The organism is Streptomyces sp. NPDC051909 (assembly GCF_040681095.1).
Classification (GTDB): Bacteria; Actinomycetota; Actinomycetes; order Streptomycetales; family Streptomycetaceae; genus Streptomyces.
On the sequence record NZ_JBFAYA010000008.1, the window covers coordinates 142,232 to 159,040 of the forward strand.

Here is a 16,809-nt window from a genome sequence, read left to right on the forward strand (position 1 = left end):
CAGGGGTAACAGGCCGGTGCCGAGGGCTTGTTGAGTGCGGCAGGTCCGTGCTTCCCTCGGGGGGACCAGCCCGCTTACCGCGGGTAATCCCATGTCCGGAGCCGGAAGAAGGAACCCCCATGCCCTCTCCCCGTGAGCCACGTCCCCGCCCCCGACCCGGGTCCCCGCGCGGCCGGGCCCGTCGGCGCCTCGGCGGCTCCCTCGCCGCCGCGCTCGCCCTGCTCGCCGCCGTCGCCGGCTCCGGTGCCGTGGCCTCCCCGGCCGCCGCGACGCCCGCCCCGGCACGTACCACCGCCGACGGACTGCGCGAGGTGATGTTCGTCGGCAACAACTGGGACGGCACCGCCGATGTCATCGAGTCCCGGGGCGAGTTCCGCCGGATCGGGCGGGTGAACGTCGTCCCCGACCGCGAGGAGCGGATGCGGGACATCTATCTCGACCCGATCAGGCTGGCCTTCTTCCTCGGCGTGCGCAGCGGGCCGGGCGAGGGCCACGACCAGTTCGTGGACGACATGTACGCCACCCCCGACGGCTCCGCCATGGTGGTCTCCCGGCCCAGCTTCGCCGACGTGGTCTCCGTCGACCTGCGCACCGGCCGGATCAACTGGCGCTTCCCGGTGGCCGGTTACCGCTCCGACCACATGGCCGTCTCGCCCGACGGCACCCGGGTCGCGGTCTCCGCCTCCACCGCCAACACCGTGCACGTCCTCGACATCGTCACCGGCCGCCAGATCGGCTCCTTCAAGACCGGCGACAAGCCCCACGAGAACGTCTTCACCTCCGACGGACTGCTGTGGAACATGTCCATCGGCGAGGTCACCACCGCCCTCGACGCGACCTGGCTCGACTGGACCAAGGGCGACCGGAAGATCACCGTCGTGGACGCGAACACCTTCAAGACCGTCCGCGTGATCGACATGCGCGAGCGCCTCGACGCCTTCGGCCGAGGCGACCTCTCCGACGCCGTCCGCCCGCTCGTCTTCACCCCCGACGAGAAGAAGATCTACTTCCAGGTCTCCTTCTTCAACGGCTTCCTCGAGTACGACGTCGCCACCGACCGGATCACCCGCCTGAAGACGCTGCCCGGCAACCCGGCGACCGACCCCGACCGCACCACCTGGGTGAACGACTCCCGCCACCACGGCCTGTCGATCAGCCCCGACGGCGCCAAGCTGTGCGTCGCCGGGACCATGGACGACTACACGACCGTCGTCGACCGGGCCACCCTCCAGGAAGGCCCGCTGGTCGAGACCTCCAAGCCCTACTGGGCCACCGTCAGCGGCGACGGCAGCGCCTGCGTGGTCTCCGAGAGCGGCGCCGACCGGGTCAGCGCCATCGACTTCCGCACCGGGCAGCGGGTCGCCTCCGTCCAGGTGGGCGACCACCCCCAGCGGGTCCGGCTCGCCCACGTGCCCGCCGACTGGACGGGCCCCACGGCCCCCTGACCGTCCCTCCTCCGCTCCTCACCCGAAGGACATCGTGAAGAGAACCCTCCTGGGGGCCGCGCTCGCCGCGGCCCTCCTGGCTGCCGGGACCCCGGCCGCCTCCGCGACCGCATCCGATCCCGTCCCCACCGCCACCTCGGTCTCCGCGGGCACCACCCTCGCCGACAGCTGGCAGCCGCCACTGAGTACCCGCGGCCGCTACATCGTCGACGCGAACGGCGACCGCTTCAAGCTCACGTCGGGCAACTGGCATGGCGCACAGGGCTCGTGGACCGGATCCGGCGACATCGCCGACCCCGCCAACCACAACGCGGGCGAGAAGTCCGACGAGATGCCCCTCGGCCTCGACCGGGCACCGCTCGCCACGATCCTCGCCGACTTCCACGCCCTGGGCATCAACAGCATCCGGCTGCCCTTCTCCAACGAGATGCTGCACGGCACGCGCCCCGTCGCGGACGCCGCCGTCGCCGCGAACCCCCAGCTCCGGGGCCGTACTCCGCTCCAGGTCCTCGACGCCGTCATCGCCGCGACCACCGCCGAGGGCTTCGCCGTGGTTCTCAACAACCACACCAACACCTCCCGTTGGTGCTGCGGCCTCGACGGCAACGAGCGCTGGAACACCAGCCAGTCCACCGCCCAGTGGGAGGCCGACTGGCTGTTTCTCGCCAAGCGCTACAAGGACAACAAGCGCGTCGTGGGCGCCGACCTCTACAACGAGGTCCGCCGTACGGTCATGGACGACGCCAACTGGGACTGGGGTGACGACCACGACTGGTGGGCCGCCACCCAGCGGCTCGGCGACCGACTCCTCACCGAGGCCAACCCCGACCTCCTCGTCATCGTCGAGGGCATCAACTGGCAGGGCATCCCCGCCGACGGCTTCTTCCACTGGCGGCCCACCCTGGAACCCGCCCGCACCCTCTCCCACACGCTCGTGGCCGCGAACAAGCTGGTCTACTCGGCCCACTTCTACGGCTACACCGGGCCCAACCACACCGGCGCCACCGGCATGGGCGAGACGCACGACTGGCGCTACCAGGAGCTCTCCCGCGACGACCTGTACGCCACTCTGCGCCGCCAGGCCTTCTTCGTGACCGCCGACACCGGCCGGCACTACACCGCACCCGTGTGGATCAGCGAGTTCGGCATCGGCGCCGACGAGACCGACCCGCAGGCCCGTGCCTGGTTCAGCAACTTCGTGGACTACCTGATCGCCAACGACACCGACTTCGCCTACTGGCCGCTCGTCGGCTTCACCGGCCACGGACGCTGGAAGCTCCTCGACTACGACTCCGAGGGGCGCCGCTCCGGCATCCTCGACGGAGACGACTGGCGGGCCACGGACTGGCGCCGGCTGGTCACCGCCCCGACGGTCACCGGGCCCGTCCCGGCCACCGACACCTGGGACATGCTCAACCTTGACCACGCCGACGCCGTCCAGTCGCTGCGCACCCGGGCCGGCGGCGACTGGGACTCCGGAGCCCGCAAGGGCGTCTGCCCCGACGGGCAGCGGCTGATCGGCCTGTCCCACCACGACGGGCGCGGACTGTGCACCGACTCCGGAGCGCGCGGACTCACCGCGCCCACCGGGCCGGTCACCGTGGTCCGCGACGAGCGGTATGTGCAGGAAGGGGACTGGGCCGGCGGATACACCAAACTCCAGTGCCCTCGGGGCCAGTTCGCGATCGGCTACAGCGTCCGGGGCCAGGCCGTCTCCGCCCTGCTGTGCACCGGCGCGAGCCGCGACCTGCCGCTGACCGGCCGCACCCTGTGGTTCGACCGCGGCGACAACCGCCCGAACGGGGCCTCGGGCGCCCCCGGCGGCGAGTTCGCCGAAGGCAACTACAAGGGCCAGTGCGCGGCCACCGAGTACGTGGCGGGCCTCGCCTTCACCGGCGCCTGGGCCAAGGGCAAGACGCCCGACGCCCTGCTCTGCCGCACCCTCTGACCGCGACGAAGGGGCCCGCCGGACACCTGCCGGCGGGCCCCTTCGTGCGTACGGTCAGCGGATCAGGACCGGGTGACCTTCACCTCGTACAGCGAATAGCCCCAGCCGGTGCCCCGCCTCTCGCCGTGCACCCGCACATAGCGGGCCTGCTGCGAGGCGAACTCGGCCGAGTCGTAGCCGCCGTCACCGGCGTCCGTGGACCACACCGGACGCCAGCTGCTTCCGTCGTCCGACAGCTCGATCCGGTAGGCCCTGCCATAGGCGGCCTCCCAGTCGAGGGTGACCCTGCCCACCCGGCGCGACTCGCCCAGGTCCACCTGCCACCACTGCTCGTCGTTCCACTCGCTGGCCCAGCGCGAGCCGGTGTCGCCGTCCACGGCGCGGCCCGGGGAGTAGTTCACGAACGGGTTCCACCACTCGCTCGTGGAGGCCGAAGTGGGCTGACCCGAGGCCAGGTTGACACCCATCTCGTGCGTCTCGGTCGCCTTCCAGGTGCGCAGATACGACTCCGCGCCCTTCGACAGCTCGTCGACGACGCCCGGGCCGCCCGGGGTGAGCCGGATCTGCTCGACCCAGTCGGGGACCAGACCGTTGTGCGCGGCGCCGTCCTTGTTCAGGTCCCAGGTGCGCTCACCCGTCACCTGCCGGTCAAGGGTCGCACCGCCGTCGAAGCTCTTGAACGGGTACTTCACCGCGTTGGGGGCGTCCTCGCCGAGCGCGACAGGCCAGCCGCCGACGCCGTTCATGTCGGTGCCGTAGCCGAGGCCGACGCCGTACTTCCTGCGCAGGTCCGCCTTCTGCGCGGCCTCGCCGATGAAGCCCTCGGCGCCGTGCATGTACTCGGCGACGAAGCCGCCGAGGCGGTAGACCCGCTCGGTCCAGTCCAGGTCCATCCAGCTGTGGCTGGAGATGACACCCGGGTACTCCTCGGCCTCCAGCATGTCGAGCGCCCGGCCCGCGGCCTTCACGCTCATGTGGTCGAGCTCCAGCATCATCCCGCGCTGCATCATGCCCTTCAGGGCGTGCTCGCCGAGCCGGGTGAGGCCGCGGGTGTTGCACCGCGCGTCCGAGGCGTACGAGGGCACGGCCACGCCCGCCGGCAGCTTCTCGGCCATCGCGGCGGGCGCTGCCGCGAGCCCGATCGGGTTGTCGTGCTGCGGGCCCGCGCACTGCTCGGTCGCCCAGAAGGTGCCGGTCGACAGGAACTGTCCGATGTTCACCGCGACACCGGTGGTGCCGCTGTCGAAGCGCACGCCGCACAGCGCGTTGTCGAACTTGTGGCACAGGAACATGCTGCGCACGCCCATCCCGTACAGCTCGTCCAGACCCCGGTCGATGTCGGCCTGGCTGCACTGCGGAACGTCGAGGATCATCTTGCAGCCGAACGGCTCCGAGGTCTCCACGCCGAGCACGACCGCGAGCTTGCCCTGCTCGATCACCGAACGGGCCTGCGCGGCGTCCGTGACGATGCGGAACCAGCCCTTGCCGGGGCCGCCGTACATGGAGTCGACGTAGTCCTGCAGCTCGTAGGACTTACGGGCCTCCAGGCGGATCGCGTCCATCTCGTCGCAGCCGCGGTCGCGCGGCAGGAGCGAGCAGATCAGCCCGTTGGTCACCAGGTCGTTGACCAGCACCCGCTGACCGCCGCGCCAGGCGCGCTCGACCCAGGCGTAGTAGTTCTGCTGGTGGCTCAGCGAGTTGTTGGCGGGCCAGTCCTTGAAGGTGGGCCAGCCGACCGGGTCGTGCTTGCCGTTGTCACCGCCGGTCAGGTGCTCGAAGAGCGCGCCCGAGCCGTCGGGGTAGTGCTCGGGACAGTCCTTGAGCGCCTCGGCGATCCCGGCGGTGGAGAAGGTCTGACCGCAGATCATGCGGCCGCCGAAGCCCTCGTTGGACATCAGGTGGTTGTGCGCGTCGACGAAGCCGCGCACGTTGCCGGACGCGTCCGTCCCCTGGAACGGGGCGCCCGTGACGTTGGTCTGCGAGTCGGGCGCCGGTCGGGCGGTGGGATCCCACCACTGGCCGCCGGTGTCGGCGGCGGGGACCGGGCCGGCGCCGAAGACGACGGTGGCCAGCGCGATGAACAGGGCCACGAGGGCGAACCGGCCGCCCGGCCCGCGTGTGGATGGTCGAATCATGGTCAGCGATGCCTTCGGTCATGGGGGATACCGGGCTGGGAGCCACCGGGGTGTTTCTGGCGGTAACAGTGGGCTCGCGCCGAGGATCGCGGCGAACGACCAGTGAGTCAATAGTCCGGGTCAAATGACCTGTTGACGATCGGGAGAGGCCCTCAGCCGTCGATCAGCGCCACCAGCTGATCCGCCGTCACGTCGAGCAGCGCCTCGGCCGCCTGCTCGTCGCCGAGCACCAGATACTGCAGGGTCAGCCCGTCGATCGTCGCCGCGAGCACCCGCGCGACCAGCTCCACCGGCACCCTCGGGGTCACCCCGAGCACCGCGCACACCTGCCCCACCAGGGTCGCGGCGGACGCCACGTACTGCTCGTACTGCGCCCGCGCCAGATGCTCGAACCCCTCCTCGCGCAGCGCGTACTGGGTCAGTTCGTACGTCAGCATGTGCTCGGCCGGACGGGCCCGCACATGCTCCCAGTACGTCCCGAGCGCGCCCCGCACCGTCTCCCGCAGCGTCGCCCGCGGCTCGACCGCCGACATCACCCGGGCCACGTAGTTCCCGGTGATCGCCCCGATCGCCGCCTCCAGGAGCTCCTGCTTGGAGTCGAAGCAGTAGTGGAAGACGCTCAGCGACACCTCCGCCTCGGCACAGATCGCCCGCGTCGTCGCCCGCCCCACCCCGTCCCTGGCCATGACCCGGACCGCCGCCTCCACCAACTGCCGGCGCCGTTCCGCCGACGGCATCCGCGCCATGCTGCCTCCTCGCGTCGAGGCGCCAGGGTAACCGCCCCACCCGTCAGTCCACCGGAACTGATCGGTGCACAACCCTTGTCAGTGCAATTTCACATTACTATTTTACTGCTCACGCGGTGAACCATGGAGCCGTCAACTCCCCTATGACCAAGGGGAGTTCACCGTGCATGCAGCCATCCCCCACACCCTCCTCAGGAGCCCAGGTGTCCCAGCGCAGACTCGTGCGTACCTCCCTCCTCGCCACCGCCGTCGCGGTGACCCTCCTCGCCACCGCGGGCCAGTCCGCGACCCAGGCCGCCGAACCCCCGGCCGCCCCGGCCCCGGCGTCCGCCCAGCTCCCCGCCGCGTTCGGCCAGAACCCGTTCGACGAGGTCGCCCACCTCGCCAACCCCCGTACGGCCAAGCCCACCCCGGCCCCCGCCCCCGGCGGCAACGGCACCCAGGCCCGCATCCCCGGCCCCGCACCCAAGGCCAAGGGCGCGAAGGCCCGTACCGCCTTCGCCGCCGGCGTGCCCTGCACCCTCGACGGCGTCACCGGACTCTCGCCCGAGCAGTTCGCCGACTTCCTCGCCGACCCGGCCGTCACCGCCGACGGGTGTCTGCGCGACCTCGTCTGGACGTGGGACGCCCGACTGGCGCCGGTCATGTCCGACGCCCATGTCCAGGCCGTCGCCCGCCGCGTCTCGTCCCTCGCCGCGACCCACGACGGACGCAACTCCACCCACCTGCAGGAGATGTTCACCTACCTCCACGCGGTCGCCTACCACGACTTCTCCCGCACCGAGATCGACATCACCGACGCCCCGACCGTCGACGCCGTCCGCCGCGCCATCGCCGACTACGGCAACGCCGCCCACACCTTCGACGTCACGCCCACCAACGCCGCCACCCTGCGCGAGGCCCTCTACATCGGCAGCGCCCCCGGACTGCGCCAGCACCAGCTCGGCCTCATCGTGAAGGTCCTCGCCACCATGGACGGCGCGCACCCCGCGACCAACCAGGACCCCACCTGGGCCGGCGCCGCCCTCGCCGCGCTCTCGGTCAACTACCTCGGCGTGTACCCGGGCAACCAGGACACCGCCTTCCACGCCGCGGCCAAGGCCGACCCCGCCTACCGCGCCACCTTCAAGGCCTTCGCCGGCTACACCCACCTCAAGGGCACGGCCAACGCCTGGGTGGCCCGCGACGCCCTCTCCGAGTACGGCCGCTTCGGCCAGATATCCGGCCTCCAGACCACCGTCGTCGCCGACCTCGGCAGCCTCCTCGGCACCGTCGAGTCCGGCTTCGGCTACGGCAGCCAGCCGTGGGCCAAGATCGTCACCTGGCTCAACTTCTACGAGGCCTGCGCGCCCTACAACGTCTGCAAGGCCGACATCGAGAAGCGCCTCTTCCCCTACACCTACAGCTACGACAACGGCGGCATCAAGGTCCGCACCGCGCTCGACCGCGCCACCGTCGACCAGCTCTACTACGCCAGCAAGCAGGTCAAGGCGCAGTACCACCGCGTCCTCGGCACCGACACCCCCCTCGCCGGCGACCCCAACAGCACCCTGAACATCGTGCTCTACGCCTCGCGCGCCGACTACGAGAACTACCACCCGATCCTCACCGGGTACGACACCAACAACGGCGGCATCTACATCGAGAACGGCGCGACCTTCTACACCTACCAGCGACGCGTCCCGCAGGACTCCACCCTCACCCTCGAAGAGCTCTTCCGGCACGAGTACACCCACTACCTCAACGGGCGCTTCGCCGTCCCCGGCTTCTTCGGCGAGGGCCCCTGGTACCAGGGCGACCGCACCACCGCCATGGACGAGGGCACCGCCGAGTTCTTCGACGGCGCCACCCGCGACGACGGCATCGCCGTCCGCAAGTCCCTGGTCCGCGGCATCATCAACGACACCGCCCGGGGCGGCCCCCGGATGAGCGTGCGCCAGCTCCTGCACGCCACCTACGACGGCGACGGGTTCCGCTTCTACAACTACGCGGGCACCTTCTTCGAGTTCCTCTGGACCGAACACCCGAGCCTGCTCCGCGAGATGTACGGGCGCCTCCGCGCGAACGACGTCGCCGGTTACGACGCCTGGCGCGAGCGCCTCAGCGCCGACCCCGCCCTCCAGAGCGCGTACGACCGCTTCCTCGACGCGCAGATCGCCAAGGTCGACGACCTCTTCGTCCCCGACACCACGTTCACCCCCAACAGCCGGCTGACCTACTCCACCGTCGTCGGAGTGAAGACCGCCTTCGCCAACGCGACGTACAACACCCCGGACTGCGTCGAGAGCGGCGAACCCGGCAAGCGCCGCTTCGTCTGCACCGGCCGGATCACCGCGAACCTGGCGAACGCGAACAGCGACGACCAGAACTTCAAGGACATGTCCGAGACGGTCGACTACTTCATCCTGGACCGCGCGGGCGAGTCCCTGAACAACCTGGCCGACATGAACTGCAGCTTCGGACCGATCGAGATCTGGTCCAACCGGGTCGCGGGCACGTCGAGCTTCCGCTGCGAAGGCCCGCTGCGCAGCTGACCCGCCGTCAATGGTGCCCAGGACCCCCTGGGCACCACCTGAAGAATGTGACATATTACTGCCGTGCCCAAGAGACACTCCCTGGACGCCGTGATCATCGGTGCCGGCGTGATCGGAGCCGCCTGCGCCTATTTCGCGGCGCGCTCCGGCCTCACCGTCGCCGTCGTCGACCGCGGTCCCGTCGCGGGCGGCACCACAGGTGCCGGGGAAGGCAACCTGCTCGTCTCCGACAAGGGGGCGGGCCCCGAGCTCGACCTCGCGCTGCTGTCCACGAGACTCTGGCGCGAACTGTCCGACGCACTCCCGGCGGACATCGAGTACGAGCCGAAGGGCGGGCTCGTCGTGGCGCGCGACGAGCCCACCCTGAAGGCGCTGCGCGCCTTCGCCGAGTCCCAACGCGAGTCCGGCGTACAGGCCGACGAGATCCCTTCTGAGCGACTTCGCGACCTCGAACCCCACCTGTCCCCCTCCCGCGCAGGCGGCTTCCTCTACCCTCAGGACGCCCAGGTCCAGCCGGCCAAGGCGGCGGCGAGACTCCTGGAGGCGGCCCGGGTTCCGACCTACCTGGGCGAAGAGGTCACGGCCATCCTCCGTAGCCCCTCCGGCGCCGTCACCGGCGTCCGCACGCCCCGCCGCGAACTGCGCGCGCCAGCCGTGGTCAACGCGGCCGGTACCTGGGGCGGCGAGGTCGCGGCGCTCGCCGGCGCGCATCTGCCCGTACTGCCACGCCGGGGCTTCGTGCTCGTCACCGAGCCGCTGCCGCCTCTCGTGCGGCACAAGGTGTACGCGGCCGACTACGTCGCCGACGTGGCCAGCGACTCGGCGAACCTCCAGTCCTCGGCGGTCGTCGAGGGCACCCCGGCGGGCCCGGTCCTGATCGGCGCCACCCGGGAGCGCGTCGGCTTCGACCGCACACTCTCCACAGAGGCCCTGCGCCGCCTCGCCGCCCAAGCGGCCGCGCTCTTCCCGGTCCTGGCCGACGTCGACGTCATCCGCGCGTACCACGGCTTCCGCCCGTACCTTCCCGACCACCTTCCGGCCATCGGCCCCGACGACCGGATCCCGGGCCTGTTCCACGCGTGCGGCCACGAGGGCGCGGGCATCGGCCTGGCCCCGGCGACGGCGGCACTGATCGCAGCTGCCCTCACAGGCTCGGAACCCCCCCTCGACATGGCACCCTTCGCACCACACCGGGACTTCAACGGACACGGCGGGGGAGCGGAATGACGGACGGAAGTGGGGGCCGCGCAGGGGGCCGCGTCCGGGACGTGAAGCGTGATTTGTGGCGCGGTTCTCGGGACCTCGATCCGACCCGGACCCGCCCGCGCCGTAGATCATGCAGTCCCGGATGCGGCCACCGGAGTGGCCACCACGCACCCGCCCACACACACCCCTGCCCCCACCGGAGCGCCCCGTGTCCCACACGCTGACCTTCGACGGCCGTGAACTCCCGGCCCAGGAGGGCCAGTCCGTCGCCGCCGTCCTCTGGTCGGCCGGCATCCTCGCCTGGCGCGCCACCCGCACCAACGGCACCCCACGTGGCGTGTTCTGCGGCATCGGCCAGTGCTACGACTGCCTCGTCACCGTCAACGGGCGCCCGAACCAGCGCGCGTGCCTGGTGCCGGCCCGCCCCGGCGACACCGTCACCACCCAGGAGGGAACGGGCCGTGCGGAACACCACCACTGACCTCGCCGTCATCGGAGCCGGCCCGGCCGGCCTCGCCGCCGCCGTCACGGCCGCAGACCTCGGCCTGACCGTCACGCTGCTCGACGCGGGCGCACGCCCGGGCGGCCAGTACTACCGCCACCCCGCGCCCGAGCTCGCCGCGACCCGCCCGCAGGCGGCCCCGCAGCACGACCGGCAGGCGTTCGCGACGCTCACCCGGCGCCTCCGGGCCCACCAGGCGGCGGGCGGGATCACATACGCGCCGCACCACCACGTCTGGGCGGCCGTCGCGGCCGAATCCGCCCCCACCTGGACCCTCCACACCCGCACCACCGAATCGGCCCCCGCCACCCAGCGGCCCACGACCCCCGTCACCGCCCACGCCGTGCTCCTGGCCACCGGCTCGTACGAGCGCCAGCTCCCCTTCCCGGGCTGGACCCTGCCGGGCGTGGTCGGAGCGGGCGGCGCGCAGGCGATGCTGAAGGGCGGCCTGGTACTCCCCGGCCGGCGGATCGTCGTGGCCGGCAGCGGCCCGCTGCTCCTGGCCGTCGCCGGCTCGCTGGCGGGCGCCGGAGCCCGGGTCCCGGCGGTCGTGGAGGCCGCCGCGTACACGCGGTACGCGTCCGGCGCGGCCACCGCGGGCGCGCTCCTTCGCAACCCCGCGAAGCTGGTCGAGGGCGCCCGCCACGGCGCGGCGCTCCTGCGGGCCCACACCCGCCTCCTCACCCGCCATGCCGTGGTCGAGGCGCACGGTGCCGACCGGGTGGAGGCCGTCACGGTCGCCCGCCTGGACCGCGACTGGCGCCCGGTCCCGGGCACGTCACGCCGCATCCCGTGCGACGCGCTGGCCGTCGGGCACGGCCTGGTCCCCGAACTGTCCCTGGCCACCGCCCTGGGCTGCGCCACCCGCACGGCCCCGGACGGCACGGTCGCCCTCGCGCTCGACGCGGACCTGCGCACCTCCGTTCAGGGCATCTGGTCGGCGGGGGAGACCGGCGGCATCGGCGGAGCCCAACTCGCCCTTGTCGAGGGCACCTTGGCGGCCCACTCCATCGCAGGCAGCTCCGCCCCGTCCGCCCTCCGCCGCGCCCGCGCCCGCCTGCGCGCCTTCGCCGACGTGATGGGCGCCGCCCACCGCCCCGGCGCGGGCTGGCCGGAGTGGCTCCCGGACGCGACGGACGTGTGCCGCTGCGAGGAGGTGCCGGCGGGCCGGGTCCGCGCGGCCCTGACGGACCTCGGCGCCCGCGACGCACGGACCGTCAAACTGCTGACCCGCGCGGGCATGGGCTGGTGCCAAGGCCGGATGTGCGGCCCGGCGGTCGCGGCGCTCTGTGCGAGGGCAGACGCAGACGCAGGCGCAGCCGCCGACCCAGCGGCACCCACCCCCGACCGCCGCCCCCTCGCCTGCCCGGTCCCGCTCCGCGACCTTGCCGAGCTCCCGCTGCCCGCAGGGGATTGATCGCGTCCGGCCCTCTTGTGGCCGACCCGCACCCACCAATAAAATGTCACACACTACTAAGGAGTTGCTGATGAGCGTCACCGCCTCTCACTGGAGCCCCACCCGCCCCTGGCGCGGCATCATGGTCGCCACCACCCTCCCCCTCCGCCAAGATCTGTCCGTCGACTACGACGCCTATGCCGAGCATGTGCGCCGGCTGATCGACAACGGCTGCGACGGCGTCGTCCCCAACGGCTCGCTGGGGGAGTACCAGACCCTCACGCCCGAGGAGCGGGCCCGGGTGGTCCGTACGGCGGTGGAGGCGGCCGGCGACGGGGCGCGGGTGATGCCCGGGGTCGCCGCGTACGGCAGCGCCGAGTCCCGCCGCTGGGCCGAGCAGGCAGCCGAGGCCGGCGCCGGTTCGGTCCTTCTCCTGCCGCCGAACGCGTACCGCGCCGACGAGTCGGCGGTGCTCGCGCACTACGCGGAGGTCGCGGGCGTGGGGCTGCCGGTCGTCGCGTACAACAACCCCATCGACACCAAGGTCGACCTGACCCCGCCGCTCCTCGCCCGGCTGCACTCCGCCGGACACATCGTGGCGGTCAAGGAGTTCAGCGGCGACGTCCGCCGGGCGTACGAGATCGCCGAACTCGCCCCGGACCTCGACCTGTTGATCGGTGCGGACGACGTCCTGCTCGAACTGGCCCTGGCCGGGGCCGTGGGCTGGATCGCCGGATACCCGAACGCCCTGCCGGCCTCCTGCGCCACCCTCTACCGCGCCGCCGTCTCCGGCGACCTCGCCACCGCCCTGCCGCTCTACAAGGCGCTGCACCCACTGCTGCGCTGGGACTCCAAGACGGAGTTCGTACAGGCCATCAAGGCCTCCATGGACCTCGCCGGCCGCCCCGGCGGGCCGACCCGGCCGCCGCGGCTCCCGCTGACCGGCGCCACGGCGGCCGCCGTGCGCGCCGCCACCGAGAAGGCCCTGGCCGACGGCCACCACTGACCTCTGGGGGAACCCATGCGCACCCGTCACGTCTTCCACGCGGTCGACTCGCACACCGAGGGCATGCCCACCCGGGTGATCACCGGCGGCGTCGGGGTGATTCCCGGCGCCACCATGCCCGAGAAGCGGCTGCACTTCATCGAGCACCTGGACCACCTGCGCACGCTCCTCATGTACGAGCCGCGCGGGCACGCCGCCATGAGCGGCGCGATCCTGCAGCCGCCCACCCGCCCCGACGCCGACTTCGGCGTGCTGTTCATCGAGGTGTCCGGGCTGCTCCCGATGTGCGGCCACGGCACCATCGGTGTCGCGACCGTCCTCGTCGAGACCGGCATGGTGCCGGTCACCGAACCGGTCACCACGGTCCGGCTCGACACCCCGGCCGGTCTGGTGAGCGTGGACGTCCGGGTGGAGGACGGCGCGGCCACCGCCGTCACCCTCACCAACGTGCCCGCCTTCTCCGTCGGCCTGGACCTCAAGGCCGAGGTCCCCGGCCTCGGCACGGTCACCTACGACCTGGCCTACGGCGGCAACTTCTACGCCTTCGTGGAACTCGACGCCCTCGGCCTGCCCTTCGACCGCGACCGCAAGGAGGACCTGCTCGCAGCCGGACTCGCCCTGATGGACGTGGTGAACGCGGGCCCGGACCGCCCGGTGCACCCCGAGGACCCGGCCGTGTCCGGCCTCAAGCACGTCTACCTCGCCGCCCCCGGCTCCGACGCCCGCCGCTCCCGGCACGCGATGGCCATCCACCCCGGCTGGTTCGACCGCTCCCCGTGCGGTACGGGCACCAGCGCCCGGATGGCCCAGCTGCACGCGCGCGGACTCCTGCCGCTCGACACGGACTTCGTCAACGAGTCCTTCATCGGCACCGAGTTCACCGGCCGGCTGGTCCGCGAGACCACGGTCGCCGGCCGGCCGGCCGTCGTCCCCACCGTCACCGGACGCGCCTGGATCACCGGCACCGCCCAGTACTTCCTCGACCCCGCCGACCCCTTCCCCGCCGGATTCCTCCTGTGAGCGCCGCCCCTTCCCCCGCGCCCCTCGCCGAGGTGCGCGCCACCGACTACCACACGGCCGGCGAGCCCTTCCGCATCGTCGATCTCACGAACCTCGCGGACCTCGCCGGCTCCGGGCTCCCGCCGGTGCCGGGCGACACGGTCGCCGAACGCCGCGCCACCCTCCTCACCCCGCCGCGGCCGGGCCGCGGTGTCAGCGACGGCGGGGGCACGAACCCTCGCCCCGGCCCGCACGACGACCTGCGCCGGCTGCTCGTCCGGGAGCCGCGCGGCCATGCCGGGATGTACGGCGGGCTCGTCGTCCCGCCGGACGACGACGGCGCCCATCTGGGCGTCCTGTTCTGGCACAAGGACGGCTGGTCCACCGCCTGCGGACACGGCACCATCGCGCTCGGCGCCTGGGCGGTCGACTCCGGCCGGGTCGCCGCGCCCGCCGACGGCGACGCCCAGGTGCGTATCGACGTGCCGTCCGGCCGGGTGACCGCGACCGTGCACCGCACGGCCGGCCGCACCACCGCTGTCACCTTCCGCAACGTGCCCGCCCGCGTCTCCGCCCGCAAGGTGCCGGTCGCCACGAGCCTCGGCACGGTCGAGGTGGACCTCGCGCACGCCGGCGCCTGCTACGCGGCGCTGCCCGCCGCCGCGCTCGGCCTCACCGTCGACCCGGCCGGGCTCGCCGCCCTGACCCGGGCCGGTCAGGAGATCCGTACGGCGCTCGCGGACCATCCGGCGACCCGCGACCCAAAGGACCCGCGGCTGTCCGGCGTGTACGGCGTGATCCTGTACGAGGAGCTGCCCGACACCCCGCGAGGCCCGCACCAGCGCAATGTCACGGTCTTCGCCGACGGCCAGGTCGACCGCTCGCCCTGCGGCTCCGGCACCTCCGCCCGGCTCGCCCTGCTGGCCGACGAGGGACGGCTGACGGAGGACGAGGAGCTGACCCACACCTCGATCGTGGGCACGGTCTTCACCGGCCGTGTCCTGCCGGCGCGGCCGGGCGCCGCCGGTAGGGTCACCGAGGTGACCGGCACCGCCCACCGCACCGGCGAGCACCTCTTCGTGCTCGACCCGGACGACACCCTCGGCACAGGATTCGCCCTGTGAGCCCTGTGAGCCCTGTGAGCCCTGGCACCCCCGAGAACCCCGAGAACCCCACCCCCCTCGTCCTGGACGCCGCCGCCGTGACCCGGCTGCTGCCCCCGGCCGCGGCGGCCGACGCGCTCGCCGCGGCCCTCCGCGAGGGACTCGACCCGGAGTCCGCCGCGCCGCGCACCGCCGTTCCGGTGCCGGCCGGTGAACTCCTGCTGATGCCCGCCGCGTCGGCGTCCTGGGCCGGGGTGAAGATCGCCGGAGTGGCACCCGGCAACCCGGCCCGCGGCCTGCCCCGGATCACCGGCAGCTATCTGCTCCTGGACGGCCCGAGCCTGCGCCCCGTGGCCGTCCTCGACGGCGCCGCGCTCACCGCCCTGCGTACCCCGGCGGCGTCGGCCCTGGCGATCCGTCATCTCACCGGGCCCGGCCGCCCGGTGCGGCTCCTGCTGTTCGGCTCGGGACCGCAGGCGTACGGGCATCTGACGGCGGTGCTCGCCGAACGCGAGGTCACCGAGGTCGTGGTGGTGGCCCGCGACCCCGGCCGGGCCGCCCGGCTCGCCGCCCACGCCCGGGACCTCGGCGTGCCGAAGGCCCGTACGGGCACGGACGCGGACGTGCCGGACGCGGACCTCGTGGTGTGCTGCACCACCGCCCGTACCCCTCTCTTCGACGGGCGGCTCGTCGCGCCCGGTGCCACGGTCGTCGCCGTCGGCTCGCACGAACCGCAGGCGCGCGAGACCGACACGGAGCTGGTGCGGCGGTCCGCCGTCTACGTCGAGTCGCGGGCCGCCGCGGCCCGCGAGGCCGGGGATCTGCTGATCCCCGAGGCGGAGGGAGCGATCGGCCCCGGTCACATCGCCGGCACTCTGGCCGACCTGGTCACCGGCCGGGCGGTCCCGCCCGGCCCGGCCGTTCCGCGGCTCTTCAAGAGCGTCGGCATGGCCTGGGAGGACCTCGCCGTGGCCGTCGCCGTGTACGGCGCGGCCCGCGCCCTGCACGGCGGGTCCGGCTGAGAAACGTGACATTGTACGCTGTCCTCCGGCGAGTTCTCGGAGGATCAGCGTGGGTGACCTGAAGCAGCACAGTCTCATCAAGGCCCAGGAGCGGCTCCGCGACCAGGTCGGCCACGCCCTGCGCGCCGCCCTGATAGCGGGTGAACTCCGCCCGGGCAGCATCTACTCGGCACCCGGTCTCGCCGCCGAACTCGGCGTGTCGGCCACCCCGGTGCGCGAGGCGATGCTCGACCTCGCCCGCGAGGGCCTGGTCGAGCCCGTCCGCAACAAGGGCTTCCGCATCACCGAGGTCAGTGAGCGCGAGCTCGACCAGTGCACCGAGCTGCGCACCCTGATCGAGGTCCCCACGGTCGGCCGGGTCACCGAGACCGCCGACAAGGAGCAGTTGGAGGCGCTGCGCCCGCTCGCCGAGGAGATCGTCACCAACGCGCGCGAGCACAATCTCATCGGCTATCTGGAGGCCGACCGCCGCTTCCACCTCACCCTGCTCGGTCTGGCCGGAAACGACCGCCTCGTCGAGACCGTCGGCGATCTGCGCAAGCGCTCCCGGCTCTACGGACTGACCGGCCTCGACGAGGCCGGCAAGCTGGTGTCGTCGGCGGAGGAACACGTGGAGCTGCTCGACCTGATGATCGCCGGCGACCGGCAGGCCGCCGAGGAGTGCATGACCCGCCACCTCGGGCATGTGCGCTCGCTGTGGGCCGAGGCCCGCGACGAACCGGTCGAGCGCGCGGCGGGCCGGCTCGGCCCGGTCCGCAAGAACTGAG

At 72.6% G+C, this 16,809-nt stretch carries 13 protein-coding genes; 11 read left to right on the forward strand and 2 right to left on the reverse strand.

Features of this window, described 5'->3' with window-relative positions:
• Positions 1-119 precede the first annotated feature (119 nt).
• Both AB0M18_RS15275 and AB0M18_RS15280 read left to right on the forward strand, forming a co-directional pair.
• Positions 120-1,445, forward strand: coding sequence for a YncE family protein (locus AB0M18_RS15275; protein ID WP_365757895.1), 1,326 nt, complete (start codon positions 120-122; stop codon positions 1,443-1,445).
• Between the two features lie 34 nt (positions 1,446-1,479).
• Positions 1,480-3,393, forward strand: coding sequence for a cellulase family glycosylhydrolase (locus tag AB0M18_RS15280; protein WP_365757897.1), 1,914 nt, complete (start codon positions 1,480-1,482; stop codon positions 3,391-3,393).
• A gap of 62 nt (positions 3,394-3,455) precedes the next feature.
• Here AB0M18_RS15280 and AB0M18_RS15285 read toward each other — a convergent pair whose 3' ends face one another.
• Both AB0M18_RS15285 and AB0M18_RS15290 read right to left on the reverse strand, forming a co-directional pair.
• Complete coding sequence (locus AB0M18_RS15285) at positions 3,456-5,528, reverse strand: discoidin domain-containing protein (RefSeq protein WP_365757899.1); 2,073 nt, start codon at positions 5,526-5,528, stop codon at positions 3,456-3,458.
• A gap of 152 nt (positions 5,529-5,680) precedes the next feature.
• Positions 5,681-6,274 (reverse strand): TetR family transcriptional regulator, encoded by a 594-nt coding sequence (locus AB0M18_RS15290; protein ID WP_365757901.1) that lies wholly within the window; start codon positions 6,272-6,274, stop codon positions 5,681-5,683.
• A 203-nt stretch (positions 6,275-6,477) separates the two neighbouring features.
• Between AB0M18_RS15290 and AB0M18_RS15295 the strand changes: the two genes are divergently transcribed.
• From AB0M18_RS15295 to AB0M18_RS15335, 9 genes are all read left to right on the forward strand, one after another.
• A complete protein-coding gene (locus AB0M18_RS15295; protein ID WP_365757903.1) occupies positions 6,478-8,808 on the forward strand; it encodes a collagenase in 2,331 nt (776 codons plus the stop codon).
• 63 nt (positions 8,809-8,871) lie between these two features.
• Entirely contained in the window at positions 8,872-10,035 is a 1,164-nt protein-coding gene (locus tag AB0M18_RS15300) for an FAD-dependent oxidoreductase (RefSeq protein WP_365757906.1), read from the forward strand.
• Between the two features lie 199 nt (positions 10,036-10,234).
• Positions 10,235-10,495: a (2Fe-2S)-binding protein gene (locus AB0M18_RS15305; RefSeq protein ID WP_365758295.1), complete on the forward strand. Its 261-nt coding sequence runs from the start codon at positions 10,235-10,237 to the stop codon at positions 10,493-10,495.
• Positions 10,476-11,933, forward strand: a complete 1,458-nt coding sequence (locus AB0M18_RS15310; protein ID WP_365757908.1) for an NAD(P)/FAD-dependent oxidoreductase — start codon at positions 10,476-10,478, stop codon at positions 11,931-11,933. Before AB0M18_RS15305 ends, AB0M18_RS15310 begins: the two co-directional genes overlap by 20 nt.
• 70 nt (positions 11,934-12,003) lie before the next feature.
• Positions 12,004-12,918 (forward strand): dihydrodipicolinate synthase family protein, encoded by a 915-nt coding sequence (locus AB0M18_RS15315; RefSeq protein ID WP_365757910.1) that lies wholly within the window; start codon positions 12,004-12,006, stop codon positions 12,916-12,918.
• A gap of 15 nt (positions 12,919-12,933) precedes the next feature.
• The gene (locus AB0M18_RS15320; RefSeq protein WP_365757912.1) at positions 12,934-13,938 is read left to right on the forward strand and encodes a proline racemase family protein; all 1,005 of its coding nucleotides are present in this window, start codon (positions 12,934-12,936) and stop codon (positions 13,936-13,938) included.
• Entirely contained in the window at positions 13,926-15,041 is a 1,116-nt protein-coding gene (locus AB0M18_RS15325) for a proline racemase family protein (protein WP_365758297.1), read from the forward strand. Before AB0M18_RS15320 ends, AB0M18_RS15325 begins: the two co-directional genes overlap by 13 nt.
• Positions 15,038-16,042, forward strand: coding sequence for an ornithine cyclodeaminase family protein (locus AB0M18_RS15330; RefSeq protein WP_365757914.1), 1,005 nt, complete (start codon positions 15,038-15,040; stop codon positions 16,040-16,042). Before AB0M18_RS15325 ends, AB0M18_RS15330 begins: the two co-directional genes overlap by 4 nt.
• A 49-nt stretch (positions 16,043-16,091) precedes the next feature.
• On the forward strand, positions 16,092-16,808 hold the full coding sequence (locus AB0M18_RS15335) for a GntR family transcriptional regulator (protein ID WP_365757917.1): 717 nt from the start codon (positions 16,092-16,094) through the stop codon (positions 16,806-16,808).
• Position 16,809 lies beyond the last annotated feature (1 nt).

What these genes read in the sequence shown, in the direction of transcription:
- AB0M18_RS15285 (WP_365757899.1), bottom strand. Translation starts at nt 5,528, where the DNA reads ATGATTCGACCATCCACACGCGGGCCGGGCGGCCGGTTCGCCCTCGTG.
- AB0M18_RS15320 (WP_365757912.1), top strand. Translation starts at nt 12,934, where the DNA reads ATGCGCACCCGTCACGTCTTCCACGCGGTCGACTCGCACACCGAGGGC.
- AB0M18_RS15290 (WP_365757901.1), bottom strand. Translation starts at nt 6,274, where the DNA reads ATGGCGCGGATGCCGTCGGCGGAACGGCGCCGGCAGTTGGTGGAGGCG.
- AB0M18_RS15275 (WP_365757895.1), top strand. Translation starts at nt 120, where the DNA reads ATGCCCTCTCCCCGTGAGCCACGTCCCCGCCCCCGACCCGGGTCCCCG.
- AB0M18_RS15315 (WP_365757910.1), top strand. Translation starts at nt 12,004, where the DNA reads ATGAGCGTCACCGCCTCTCACTGGAGCCCCACCCGCCCCTGGCGCGGC.